The 12,159-nt window shown below is 59.6% G+C and carries 12 protein-coding genes; 3 read left to right on the top strand and 9 right to left on the bottom strand.

The annotated features are described in order from the left end of the window. Positions 1 to 82: 82 nt before the first annotated feature. The 3 genes from pssA to QO231_RS09565 form a co-directional block, all read right to left on the bottom strand. Positions 83 to 829 carry a CDP-diacylglycerol--serine O-phosphatidyltransferase gene (gene pssA, locus QO231_RS09555; protein ID WP_316775517.1) on the bottom strand — a complete coding sequence of 249 codons (747 nt, stop codon included), beginning with the start codon at positions 827 to 829 and terminating at the stop codon, positions 83 to 85. A gap of 3 nt (positions 830 to 832) precedes the next feature. Continuing rightward, positions 833 to 1,525 (bottom strand): phosphatidylserine decarboxylase, encoded by a 693-nt coding sequence (locus QO231_RS09560; protein WP_316775518.1) that lies wholly within the window; start codon positions 1,523 to 1,525, stop codon positions 833 to 835. A 104-nt stretch (positions 1,526 to 1,629) separates the two neighbouring features. Then, positions 1,630 to 1,881 carry a hypothetical protein gene (locus QO231_RS09565; RefSeq protein WP_316775520.1) on the bottom strand — a complete coding sequence of 84 codons (252 nt, stop codon included), beginning with the start codon at positions 1,879 to 1,881 and terminating at the stop codon, positions 1,630 to 1,632. An 83-nt stretch (positions 1,882 to 1,964) separates the two neighbouring features. Here QO231_RS09565 and QO231_RS09570 point away from each other — a divergent pair, with 83 nt between their 5' ends. Beyond that, a complete protein-coding gene (locus QO231_RS09570) occupies positions 1,965 to 2,852 on the top strand; it encodes a class I SAM-dependent methyltransferase (RefSeq protein WP_316775521.1) in 888 nt (295 codons plus the stop codon). Between the two features lie 143 nt (positions 2,853 to 2,995). Here QO231_RS09570 and pheT read toward each other — a convergent pair whose 3' ends face one another. The 4 genes from pheT to QO231_RS09590 all read right to left on the bottom strand — a co-directional run bounded on the left by pheT (position 2,996) and on the right by QO231_RS09590 (position 8,165). After that, the gene (gene pheT / locus QO231_RS09575) at positions 2,996 to 5,392 is read right to left on the bottom strand and encodes a phenylalanine--tRNA ligase subunit beta (RefSeq protein ID WP_316775522.1); all 2,397 of its coding nucleotides are present in this window, start codon (positions 5,390 to 5,392) and stop codon (positions 2,996 to 2,998) included. Between the two features lie 157 nt (positions 5,393 to 5,549). Next, entirely contained in the window at positions 5,550 to 5,738 is a 189-nt protein-coding gene (locus QO231_RS09580) for a hypothetical protein (RefSeq protein ID WP_316775523.1), read from the bottom strand. Between the two features lie 13 nt (positions 5,739 to 5,751). Then, positions 5,752 to 6,039 (bottom strand): hypothetical protein, encoded by a 288-nt coding sequence (locus tag QO231_RS09585; protein ID WP_316775526.1) that lies wholly within the window; start codon positions 6,037 to 6,039, stop codon positions 5,752 to 5,754. A gap of 185 nt (positions 6,040 to 6,224) precedes the next feature. Next, on the bottom strand, positions 6,225 to 8,165 hold the full coding sequence (locus QO231_RS09590) for an AAA family ATPase (RefSeq protein WP_316775528.1): 1,941 nt from the start codon (positions 8,163 to 8,165) through the stop codon (positions 6,225 to 6,227). A 347-nt stretch (positions 8,166 to 8,512) separates the two neighbouring features. Here QO231_RS09590 and ribA point away from each other — a divergent pair, with 347 nt between their 5' ends. Further along, on the top strand, positions 8,513 to 9,604 hold the full coding sequence (ribA, locus tag QO231_RS09595; protein ID WP_316775530.1) for a GTP cyclohydrolase II: 1,092 nt from the start codon (positions 8,513 to 8,515) through the stop codon (positions 9,602 to 9,604). After that, positions 9,601 to 10,098, top strand: a complete 498-nt coding sequence (locus QO231_RS09600; RefSeq protein WP_316775533.1) for a L,D-transpeptidase family protein — start codon at positions 9,601 to 9,603, stop codon at positions 10,096 to 10,098. The genes ribA and QO231_RS09600 overlap by 4 nt, the downstream gene beginning before the upstream one ends. A gap of 98 nt (positions 10,099 to 10,196) precedes the next feature. On the opposite strand, the gene QO231_RS09605 is transcribed toward QO231_RS09600, so the two are convergent. Together QO231_RS09605 and QO231_RS09610 are read right to left on the bottom strand one after the other, a co-directional pair. Then, positions 10,197 to 10,856 carry a YggS family pyridoxal phosphate-dependent enzyme gene (locus tag QO231_RS09605; protein WP_316775534.1) on the bottom strand — a complete coding sequence of 220 codons (660 nt, stop codon included), beginning with the start codon at positions 10,854 to 10,856 and terminating at the stop codon, positions 10,197 to 10,199. A 104-nt stretch (positions 10,857 to 10,960) separates the two neighbouring features. Then, a complete protein-coding gene (locus tag QO231_RS09610) occupies positions 10,961 to 12,115 on the bottom strand; it encodes a porin (protein ID WP_316775535.1) in 1,155 nt (384 codons plus the stop codon). Between the last annotated feature and the right edge of the window lie 44 nt (positions 12,116 to 12,159).

Consider the following 12,159-nt stretch of genomic DNA (forward strand, 5'->3'; position numbering starts at 1 on the left):
GTCTGCCGCCAAATGTGAGGGCGATGCGCGCAAAGTCCACCTGCACCCGCGCACAATCGTTGCGCGATGTTGCGCGGCGGTCCTACGTCGCTTCGATATTGTCGCGGGTGACCCATGCCCAGACCACACTTATGGCATAGGCCAGTTCCAGAGCGATCAGGGTCAACCACGTCTGCGTCAACAGCGCTGCGGCCAGAAAGACAAAACCCAGAAGCAGGAACTTCACGCTCTTGCGGGCCACCCGCGTTTTCTTGAACGAAAACGTCGGTATCCGGCTGATCATCAACAGCCCGATGCCGATCATGTAGCACCCGACCAGAAGGGGAGGTATCAGATCCGGGTCGTTCGCCTGAAAGGAAAGGAACAGGGGCAGCAATACCAGAAACGCTCCGGCCGGTGCGGGAACACCAACAAAGCGACTGCCCGAGGGGCTGGTTGTTTCGGATTTGCTGTCGAGGTTGAAACGGGCGAGACGCATCACGCATGTGACCGCATAGACCAGCGCCGCGATCCAGCCGGCCCCGGTCGTGTCCTGCATCGCAAACGCATAGACCAACAGCGCCGGCGCAACGCCGAAGTTGACGGCGTCAGCCAGCGAGTCCAATTCGGCCCCCATCGGCGATTCAGAGCGCAGCAGCCGCGCCAGCTTGCCATCCATCCCGTCCAGCACGCAGGCGATCAGGATCATGATCACCGCGCCCTTGAACTGGCCGTGAAATCCCATCTTGATCGCCGTCAGTCCGGCGCAAAGCGCGGTGATGGTCACCACGTTGGGCAGCAGCATCGTCAGAGGCATGTCCGAACGTTGGGGATGCCGGTCTTCCTTCATGGCCTATGCGGTCCGCCCGGTGCGGGGCGTTTCGTCAGAGGTCAGATCGGCCAGCACGGTTTCGCCCGCGACCATGGATTGCCCGACGCTGACGAGAGGCGACACCCCATCCGGCAGGTAGACATCGACGCGAGAGCCGAACCGGATCAGACCAAAGCGCTCGCCGGTCATCATTTGCCGATCTTCCTCTACGAAACAGACGATGCGTCGGGCCACGAGACCGGCAATCTGCACGACGGCGATCTGCCGGCCATCGGCGATTTCGATGCATAGGCTGTTGCGTTCGTTGTCGGAACTGGCCTTGTCGAGCGACGCATTGAGGAATTTGCCCGGCCGATACGCCACGGACGCGATACGCCCGGCAATCGGCACGCGGTTCACGTGACAATTGAATACGTTCATGAACACGCTGACCCGCGTGAGGGGCGCGTCTGACATGCCAAGCTCTGCCGGTGGAACAGCGGGCTCGATCAGGGATACGACCCCGTCAGCCGGGCTGACGAACAACCCTTCGCGGATCGGGGTGGTGCGCTGCGGATCACGGAAAAAGTAATAACACCAGACCGTCAGCCCGGCCCCGATCCAACCAAGCGGTTCAAGTATCAGAAACAACAACAGGGAAATGACGGCAAACCCGGCGACAAAGGGGATGCCTTCGCGGTGCATGGGTTTGATGAAAGTGCCAAGCATGGTCATGTGGGGTCAAATGCCTTTTCGGTGCTTATTGTTCCTAGCCCAGCTTTCCCGCCACAATCAACGCGATTATCCACAGCCGCACGTTTTTCGGCCCGAACCGAGGGTCACGTCGCGTTGTCTCGCGCGGCGATCGCAAGGCCTGGACCAATGCCCGGAAAGAGGGCCATCCGTGTTTCGATCCGATATTGCCGGTGCATGTACTGCCCCATGAGAGAGGGGCTCATGAGTACCTGGATGTCTGCGAGGTCCGGGTTGCTCATCGGTGCCGATATGCTGGTTCGCGGTGCCGTCATGTCCGCAAGATCAATTGGAACATCCCCGATGCCGATCAAGTTGACCCGCGATGATGCTGACACGTCAACGCCGAGGTGGTCTTTTGTTTTCCGACCCGCTAATTTTTCGATGACCATGAGGGCTGAATGTTTCAAGCGCTCGATCGATGGAGGGAATCTGGTTGGGTATACGCCGTCTATTCAAGACTTTTCGCAGCAACAGGATAGGCAATGCCAACATCGCTGCGGACGCGCCGCATCTGTCATCGGCTGCGTCACAATTGTTGGGAAGTGCGGTGGAAAAGGAGGCCGCTCGCGAGAACTTTCTGGGTTTCATCGATCCTTCGGTCAAAACGGTTCTTGAAATCGGCCCCTATTATGCCCCCTCCTTTTCCGGGGATTCCGTAAAGTACTTCGACGTGTTTTCGACAGAAGAACTCCGCGAAAACGCAAAGCTGGATCCAGAAGCATCCGTGGACCCGGATACCATACCCGAAATACACTTCCACAACGGCGACGGCGATATGTCGTGCATACCGGAAACCTTTGATATTGCGTTCAGTTCGCATTGCATCGAGCACCAGCCCAATCTTGTCGAACATCTGAACCAGGTGCATGACCTGCTAAACCCCGGTGGGCAGTATTTCATCATAGCACCGGACAAGCGATATTGTTTTGATCATCTGCGTCCCGAAACATCACTAGGGTCAGTCCTGCAGGCGGCGGACGAAAATCGCCAGCGCCATACAATGCAATCCATCGTCGATATGGCTGTCCTCACGACACACAATGAGCCGGCGCGACATTGGGCCGGCGATCATGTCGACCCTGGCTGGGGCGAAGACCAAAGCGAGCGCACCAGAAAGGTGATCGACCGTATTAAGAGTGCGGATGGCAGGTACATCGACTCTCACGCCTGGCAATTCACACCTACCCGTTTTCTACAAATCCTGTCGACGCTCAGAGAGCTTGAAATGATCAAGCTTAGGCCGCAACGGGTCTGGCATACTCCAATCAACCGTTTGGAATTCACCGCCATACTGAGCAAGGATTGACGCCGGCGTTTCCAATCGGGCGCGACACCGCCTGGCAACTCTGCCCTTGAGTGCACGCAAGCGTGCCGTAGGCGACTAGACCCAAGGCCGGGCTGGGGCAGCGCCGCGACCGGAATTTGGAACTGAACGACTTCAATCCACTGCTATCCGCGCAGCACACCGCCGGTCGCCTTGGCCACTTTTTCCACAATCTTGGCGCTGACAGCTTCGATATCGGCCTCTTTCAGCGTCGTCTCGGAGGGTTGCAACCGGACTGTTACCGCCAGTGATTTCTTGCCCGCGCCAAGGTTGCCGCCGACAAACTCATCAAACACGCGCACGCCTTCGATCAGCGCCTTGTCAGCACCTGCCGCCGCATTGACGAGATTGAGGGCATCGACATCGGCGTCGACGACAAAGGCAAAGTCACGCTCGACCGCCTGCAAATCGCGCAACTCCAGCGCCGCGCGTGTTGCGCCGCTCTTGCGGGGCATGGGCACCTCGTCGGGCCAGATGGCAAAGCCCATTGCCGGCCCCTTGATGTCCATTGCGGCCAGCACCTTTGGGTGAAGCTCGCCAAACACGCCCAGCACCTTTTTCGGCCCGAGGCAGATCTGGCCGTGACGACCGGGGTGCCACCATTCGCGGGCGCCGCGCCGGATTTGCGCCTTGCCCGGGGCACCGATGGCGGCTAGAACCGCCTCGGCATCGGCCTTGACGTCATAGAGATCGACCGGTCGCGACGCGCCGTGCACGTCCTTTGGCCCGGTTCGCCCGACCAGCAGACCGGTGATCAGCGTATGCTGCTCTCCCGGCTCGCTGCCGTGAAAGGCCGGTCCGACCTCGAACAGTGACAGATCCATGAACCCGCGCGCCTGGTTGCGAGCCGCAGCCTGCAACAGGCCCGGCAACAACGCCGGACGCATGTGGCTCATCTCGGAACTGATCGGGTTTTCCAACATGGTCGCGGTGTCACCACCGCCAAACAGCGCGGCACTGGCCTGATCGATGAACGAATAGGTGACGCATTCGTTGTAGCCAAGCGATGCACAGGTCCGCCGTGCCGCCTGTCCACGGCGCTGTGCGGGGGTCATCACCGGCTTCGGAATACCCACGGTCAGACGAGGCAACGGACGCCCTTGCAGCCCGGTCAGCGACGCAATGCGCGCGACCTCTTCAACCAGATCGGCTTCGCCCTGCACGTCGGGCCGCCAGCTTGGCACATGCGCCATATCGCCCTCGAGGCGAAAGCCGAGTTTGGTCAGCGTATCGCGCTGAACTGTTTCGGGAATATCCATACCCACAAGGCTCTGCACCCGCGCGGCATCCAGCCGGTAGGCGCGGGAATGATCGGGAACCGCGCCGGCAACCACAACTTCGGACGGCTCGCCACCGCAAAGATCAAGGATCATCTGTGTCGCCAGTTCCAACCCGTTCAGCGTGAATTCGGGATCGATCCCGCGTTCAAAGCGATACCGCGCGTCGGAATTAATCTTGAGCGCCCGCCCGGTCAACGCGATCTGCACATGGTCCCAGAACGCGCTTTCGACGAATACGTCCACTGTCTCTTCGGTCACACCTGTCGCCACGCCACCCATGACACCCGCGATGCTCTCGGGACCATTATCATCGGAGATGACCATCATGCCCGGCGCAAATGTATAATCCTTGTCATCCAGGGCCGTCAGGGTCTCGTCCCCTGCGGCACGGTGCACCCGTAGCCCGCCATTCATCTTGCCCACGTCAAAAACGTGCAGCGGACGGTTGCGGTCATAGGTGAAATAGTTGGTGATATCGACCAGCGCCGAAATCGGTCGCAACCCGATGGCGCGCAACCGATCCTGAAGCCATTGCGGGCTGTGGCCGTTCTTGACGCCCCGGATCACCCGCCCGGCAAAGACCGGACAGCCATCCAGAGTGTCATCGTCGATAGTGACGGAAACGGGGCAAGCAAAATCGCCCGGCACCGGAACGATGTCATGCTGTTTCAGCGTGCCCAGCCCCCGCGCCGCCAGATCGCGCGCAATCCCTTCGACGCCCAATGCATCGGGGCGGTTCGGCGTGATCGCGATCTCGATCACCGGATCCACCTTGGCGGGATCGTTCTCTGCCAGCCAGTCGATGAACCGGTCGCCCACCTCGCCGCTGGGCAGTTCAATGATGCCGTCATGTTCTTCCGACAGCTCCATCTCGCGCTCGGACGCCATCATGCCAAAGCTCTCGATGCCCCGGATTTTGCCGATGGCAATCGTCGTGTCGATGCCGGGCACGTAGACGCCGGGTTTGGCCACAACCACGGTAATGCCTTCGCGCGCGTTCGGAGCGCCGCAGATGATCTGCAACTCGCCCTCGTCCGTCGCCACCTTGCACACCCGCAGCCGGTCGGCATCGGGGTGCTGTTCCGCGTGCACGACCTTGCCAAGCGTGAAATCCGCCAGCCGCGCGGCGGGGTTCGTCACCTCTTCGACCTCAAGACCCAGATCGGTCAGGGCATAGAGGATCTCGTCAAGGCTGGCCTCGGTGTCCAGATGGTCTTTCAACCAGGAAAGCGTGAATTTCATGGCACGGGCCCTTGCGTTGGATGAGCGTCGCAGAGGCAATGGCAAAGATTGGGCAAAGGTGCAAGTCGCAGTAGGCGCTACGCCCGCCATAACAGGAATGGCGGGAGACCAACCTGAAGCGCGTTTGACCGCTAGCTTGTGCGAATATGCCTGTGACCTATGCCGGGGATGCGCCGCGATCTCCAAGAGTAACGACTCGCAGGGCCCGCCCTGTGAAGCTGCCCGAGCACAGACCGATAACGGCGGCAAAACCGACAGAATAGGCCGTCGCTTCGAGCAATTGCGGGCCAACCGCCTGAACCACGCCATTCACAAAATTGGAAAAGAAGATCAACATTAGGATCACAATCGTTATCCGATCACCTTGAAGAACCATTCGCTGGCCCTGCTTCTCGAGAATCAGGCCATCCTGCCAGCGGAATGCCAATCAGATAGCTGAAACCAAAAACCACCCAATTTGTCGGAACGTGAACAAGTCCGCCGATCGAACCCACCGCACTCAGACCGAAGAGCGGATAAAAGAAATAGGGAATGGTCGAACTGTCTCGCGTCTTCATCGACAATATGCCGATCACCACAAGAACAACGAATAACGGCCACACCCAACCCGGCGCATTCTGCCAGATACCAACTACAATCCTGTCCACATTACCAGCCTGATTTGTCTTGGAGTTCTGAGACCCGTATGGGCGATCCAAGCTTCTTGCGCGAGCGAAAAATGCCTTCCAAGCTCCTGAACCTCAGTGATAGGACTTGTGTTATCGGAAGGCGGGAATGTTCCTGCCGACAACCAGATGCCCCGTTCTGTAGCTGACGGCTGACGGCACAGACTCTACAATTCAGCCTTAGTCTCCAGATACCGCCGCTTGGCCTCCTCTGTGCGGCCATACTCCCGCACCATCGCGTCAATCGCCACCTCATCCGACTTGTCGGCATAGCGGAACTCGCTGTCCGCGTAGCGGTTGATTTCCTGCAGAACCATTTCGGTGGTGATCGGCACCCGCAGGTCTGAAATCATGGCCTTCTTGGTGTCATAGTCCTTGAACAGGAACAGGTCAGGGTCTTCCATCCAGACGTCGGGCAGTTCGAAATCCATTGACCGCACTTTGACCGCATCGGTGATGTTCTTGATGGCTCGACCGGTGAACCGCTCATCCGCCTCCTGAATACCCTTGAGATACACCCCCATCCGGGCAATCGTGTTCAATTCGCCCACCTCGTCACGCACCCGGTCAAACACCCGCAGCAGCCCGTCTTCGTGTGGTCGGGAGTGGCCGGCAAAGCTGGCAGCCACGGCTTTCTTGATTTCCTGTGCCGCATAGGCTTCGTGATCGCCCAGCGGGATATCGTGGTTCTTGCCCATCAGCAGGTAAAGGATGTCGATGTAATCCTCTCGCGTCTGCGGCCCATCGACCAGAAACCGTGCGCCGGCGCGCTGGCGCAGGGCATCATCGACGTTTTCGGGATAGTTGGAGAACATGCCAAAGGTACAATTCCCGCGCACGACGGTATTGGCACCGGCAAAGCTCTCCATCAGAACGGCGGTGATCTCGAGCTGGCCTGCCGACGATTGCCGGTCGCCGCGCTTGCCGGCCAGCGTGTCGATATCGTCGATGGTGCCAAACCCGATCACTGCAGGATCAAGAATAGTGTTGATGAACGCCTTGGCGTTCTGGCCCGATTTGCCCTGATAGCTGTCGATATTGTCCGTGCTCAGGTTCTGGTAACGGAACGGATAGCCAGCGATCTGGCAATAGTCATTGATCATCCCCGCCATCATCTGGATCAGTGTGGTTTTCCCGGTGCCCGGTTTCCCATCACCCATGAAGGTAAAGATAAATCCGCCCAGCTCCGCGAACGGGTTCAGGCGGCGGTCGAAATCATACGCCATCAACATCTTGGCGAGCTTCATGGCCTGATACTTGGCAATGTGATTTCCGACGACCTCGTTCGGCTTCTTGAACGTCATGGTCAGTGACGTTGATTTCGCCCGCGCTGCCGGAACAAAACCGCGTAATGTCAGATCATCCGCCTCGATCCGCCAGACGGCACCGTTGAACGGGGCGAGATGCGGCGCGTTCTGTGCGCGCAACGCAGCCTTTTCCATCAACTGCTCGGAAAAGGCGCTGGTGGTTGCAACAAGCCTGGCATCATCGGTCGCATGTGCGGCCAAATCCTGATCCAGTTCCCATAGCGCGCCGTGCAGGGCCAGCTGTCCGTTGTCTGTCAAGACCTCCTGCACTTCACCGACCTCCACCGACACTTCCGAAAGGTGCGACGAGAGAAGGTAAGCCAGTGCATTGGCAAAGACGTGCAGCGTCACAAGCGCCTCTGCCACCAACAGTTCGGAGAACTCGGTCTTGCGCGCCGCCGCGAGATCACCTGCGAGGTTTGCGCGCTTGAGGTCGGCGAGCGGAGTCACATCGCCATAGGTATCCGCCACGGCCAGTGCGATTGCCAGCGCCCGGCGCAGCGCATGCATCACGGCCGCCTGCTGCGGCGAGGTCAGCACATCGCCTCCATCCGCCGACTCTATCCGGTTGATCAACCGCACGCCTTCCGGGCGCACGCTTCGTTGTGTCACGAGCCCCGGCGTGGTGGAGCGAAACCGCCGCCGCGTGCCGATACCCGAGGACCGTTCCGGCACCGTGCCCTCGCCTGCCGAGGCGATTCGAGGGGCGTGATCAAAGCCCGCCAGCATCGCCTCGGCCGCGGGATAGTGTTTGCGAATGTCATCTTCGCGCAGTTCCATCTGGTCCGAGGTCAGGCTCATCCGTGATACCACTCCATTGAAAATCTTGACCCAATTGCGCCAGCCGAAGTCAGGATCACGTTCATGTCCAATCGGCAGCTTTTTTCGTTTGAACGCGCATTCCAGATTGCGCGCAATCGAAAACCGCTTCAAGGGGGGCAATCGGCGGCAGGGAGATATCTTTGATCCGGCCGTCTAAGGCGTTGCAGTGAAATACCTTTCCTTGCATTCCGCGCGCTGCGTCGGGATCAGGGCGGAGGCGGAGGCTCTCGCGACCGATCGCAAAGCTGGTTTGCCCGTACACCGCGTTTGTCGTTTAAAATGGCTATTTCCTGGGGTAGGAACGTCACAGAAATGGATGTGATCTCATGAGCCTAATGCCCGACATTTCCGAACTGCTGGCCCGCGCCCGGGCTGATCTGCGCATGGGTGTGCCGATCGTTCTTGCCGGTGAGGGCGCGGCGATTCTCGCCCTGTCGACAGAAACGCTGACGGAGCAAAGACTTGCCGACCTGCGCGCTGTCGCAAATACGCCGATCGTGGCTATCACTGCACGGCGTACCGCGACACTCAAGGCGCACGCCTATGACGGCGATCTGGCGCGGGTGATCATGCCGGCGGACGCGGATGTCAACTGGGTGCAGGCGGTTGCCGATCCGGCGGATGATCTGAAGGCCCCGATGAAGGGCCCTCTCAGGACCGAACGCGGCGGCGATGCCAACCTGCATCGCACCGCGCTGAAACTCGCCAAGGCCGCCCGCTTGCTGCCAGCTGTCGTGGCAGTTCCGGTTGCGGATCCAGCAGCATTTGCGGCACAGAACGGGCTGACAATGATCGATCACCAGCTGGCCAAGCGACATCTGGAAGATCGTAACCCGCTTGCCGCTGTTGTCAGCGCCCGCCTGCCAATGCAGGTGTCGGAGGCCGGACGGCTTCATGTTTTTCGGCCCGAGGATGGCGGCGAGGAACACTACTCCATTGAAATCGGCAGGGCGCTTCGTGACAAGCCGGTGCTTGCGCGGCTGCATTCCGCCTGCTTCACCGGAGATCTGCTCGGCAGCCTGAAATGCGACTGCGGCCCGCAACTCCGCGCGGCCATGGCACAGATGGGAGCCGAGGGCGCAGGCGTCCTGTTGTATCTCAACCAGGAGGGGCGCGGCATCGGGCTGGCCAACAAGATGCGCGCCTACAGCCTGCAGGATCAGGGTTTTGACACGGTAGAGGCCAACCACCGTCTGGGCTTTGAAGATGACGAGCGTGACTTTCGCCTGGGGTCCGATATCCTGAAATCACTGGGGTTCTCGTCTGTCCGGTTGCTGACCAACAACCCCGCCAAGATCGCGATGATGGAGAAAACCGGAATCAGCGTGGTGGAACGCGTACCCTTGAAGGTGGGCAAAACCGCGCATAACGCGGGCTATCTCGCGACGAAGGCGACGAAATCCGGTCACCTTCTTTGAGCGTCACCGACATGGTGCTGACCCCGATGGGCCTGCGATTCGGCGGCCGTCGGCTTCCTTGTTCCATCGGCAAGGGCGGTGTCACTGCACGCAAGCGCGAGGGTGATGGGGCCACACCGATTGGCGTGCTTCGCATCGTCGGATTGATCTATCGCCCTGATCGAATGGCACGCCCGACCAGATGGGCACATCCCATCGGGCCGGTTGATCTCTGGTCTGATGATGTGCGCGATCCGGAATACAATCTACATGTCCGCACACCGCATGAATTTGGTCACGAGGCCCTTCGGCGCGCGGATCCTCTCTATGATCTGGTGTTGCTCACCGACTGGAACTGGCCGCTTGCGGTGGCGGGACGAGGGTCGGCGATCTTTCTGCATCAATGGCGCAGACCGGGATATCCGACCGAAGGATGTATCGCGTTTCGGCGCGATCATCTGCGGTGGATCGCGCGGCGTGCCGCTCCCGGCACTCGGCTTGTCGTGTCCGGCTAGATTGCTTCGCGTTTGACCTTGGTCATCTGGCATCACCTAACGCATTGAAATAAATGATTTCAGGCTGCGATAGATGAGCCGCTCTAGCGCGAAACGCATTAGGGTCTGGCGGGTGCTCTGTCGCCGAAGATCGCCGATCCGACGCGAACATGAGTCGCGCCGAGCGCTATCGCAGTTTCAAAATCCGCGCTCATCCCCATCGACAAGCCATCAAGGCCGTTACGCGCGGCGATCTTGGCAAGGAGTGCGAAATGCAGCGCCGGCTCTTCATCGACCGGCGGAATACACATCAGCCCGCGGATCGGCAGATCAAGCGCGCGGCATTCGGTGACGAACCCGTCGGCATCCATCGGCAAGACGCCTGCTTTCTGCTCTTCTTCACCCGTATTGACCTGAATGAAAAGATCGGGACAGGCGCCGCGCTCCTGCGCGAGCCGAGCCAGGGTGTTGACCAGTTTCAGGCGGTCTACTGAATGAATGGCGTTGCACAGTTCCATTGCCTGCCGCGCCTTGTTGGTCTGAAGCGGCCCGATCAGGTGCAGGTCGATCGCATCAAAGCGCTCGCGAAACGCTGGCCACTTGCCTGCCGCCTCCTGCACCCGGTTTTCGCCAAAACAGCGGTGACCCTGTTCAAGAACGGCTTCGACCCGTTCGTTCGGCTGCACCTTGGATACAGCGATCAACCTGGTTGAACCGAGTTGGCGTCCGGCGGCGGATTCCGCGGCGGAAATACGTGCTTTGATGTCTTGTAGTGGCATCTGTTCCTCTCGGGCAGTTTGTTCGACAGAAACACCAGACAGGCGCAAAAGAAAAGGGCGGGCCACGAAGGCCCGCCCAAAATTCAGGTCAAACGTGTTTCAGCTTAGAAGCTGAAGTACACACCTGCCTGGACTTGAGTGTTGTCACCGGCAGATTCTGCTGCACCGGCAACGAAGGTCACGCCGCCACCCAGGTCATACTGGTAGTTGATACCGTAGGAAGTGCCGTCAAGGCGCTGAGCACCCGCGACAACTGTGGCATCGTTGAAAGCCGGGTCAAGCAGACCACCGTCAACATCGGTGCTATTCACCCAGACCAGGATGTTGCTGGCCGCGCCGACATCGACGTTGCCTTCCAGAGTCCACGAGTCAGCGACGTCGGTGGAACCGTAGGCGAGCTTGGCACCGAACTGGCCCCAGTCACCGCCGGCAGCCAGGAAGTACAGGCCGTCGGCCTGATTGTAGACCTGGCCGTTGCCATTGGTGTAGGTTCCGTTGTCGTCAACAGCCTGATAGGCACCGGTGACATAGTAGTCGCCGAAGCTGTAGCTCAGCATGATCGCCGCACGCTCTTCGCCGTCAGACTGCGCAATTGCCTGAGTTGGGTTAGTGAAGGGCGGATTGCCTGGAGTTGCGGCAACCGGAACCTGATCATTATTTCGGCTAAGCGAGATGTGGCCGGTGAACCCGCCAACGGTATAGATCGCTTCGATGCCGTTGGCGCCAACGCCAGTGGAGTCATACGCATCCCAGTCAAACGATGTACCGCCTCTGCCGAAATCGTCGGCAGTGCTATCGACACCAAGACCTTTGAGCGGCAGGGACTGGAAGCCCATGCCGTCGATGCCGGTACCAGCCGAACGGGTTCCGGTTGTGTACAGGCCGGGTGCGTTTTCAACCGCGCCGATGATGTTGCCGACGTTGACGATCAGGCCGCCATAGGTCACGCCAAAGCGTGCACCGTTGAAGGTGGCACCGCCCGGCTGGTTGTCACGGCTTTCGGCCTGTGCGCGGAAACGTGCGTTGAAGCCCACGCCGCCGTCGGTTTCGGTCGACATGTCGATCTGCAGACGCAGACGCGATGTGATGTTGGTCGACGAGATACCATTATAGGCAGAGTTGTTGCCGCCGTTGTAGTTGTCGTCGTTGGCGTCGTTATAGTCCAAACCAAAACGGCCGTAACCGCTCAGGCGAACGTCTGCTGCTGCCATGCTGCCAAGAGCGATCAGCGCAGTCGTTGCGAAGAGAACCTTTTTCATCGTTTTTCCCTCGGTTTAAAATCATAAGCCCAAACCGGGGAATC

Origin of the sequence: Sedimentitalea todarodis, from assembly GCF_032595355.1 — a bacterium.
Classification (GTDB): Bacteria; Pseudomonadota; Alphaproteobacteria; order Rhodobacterales; family Rhodobacteraceae; genus Sedimentitalea; species Sedimentitalea todarodis.

What these genes read in the sequence shown, in the direction of transcription:
- pssA (WP_316775517.1), bottom strand. Translation starts at nt 829, where the DNA reads ATGAAGGAAGACCGGCATCCCCAACGTTCGGACATGCCTCTGACGATG.
- QO231_RS09560 (WP_316775518.1), bottom strand. Translation starts at nt 1,525, where the DNA reads ATGACCATGCTTGGCACTTTCATCAAACCCATGCACCGCGAAGGCATC.
- QO231_RS09570 (WP_316775521.1), top strand. Translation starts at nt 1,965, where the DNA reads ATGGAGGGAATCTGGTTGGGTATACGCCGTCTATTCAAGACTTTTCGC.
- pheT (WP_316775522.1), bottom strand. Translation starts at nt 5,392, where the DNA reads ATGAAATTCACGCTTTCCTGGTTGAAAGACCATCTGGACACCGAGGCC.
- QO231_RS09590 (WP_316775528.1), bottom strand. Translation starts at nt 8,165, where the DNA reads ATGAGCCTGACCTCGGACCAGATGGAACTGCGCGAAGATGACATTCGC.
- ribA (WP_316775530.1), top strand. Translation starts at nt 8,513, where the DNA reads ATGAGCCTAATGCCCGACATTTCCGAACTGCTGGCCCGCGCCCGGGCT.
- QO231_RS09605 (WP_316775534.1), bottom strand. Translation starts at nt 10,856, where the DNA reads ATGCCACTACAAGACATCAAAGCACGTATTTCCGCCGCGGAATCCGCC.
- QO231_RS09610 (WP_316775535.1), bottom strand. Translation starts at nt 12,115, where the DNA reads ATGAAAAAGGTTCTCTTCGCAACGACTGCGCTGATCGCTCTTGGCAGC.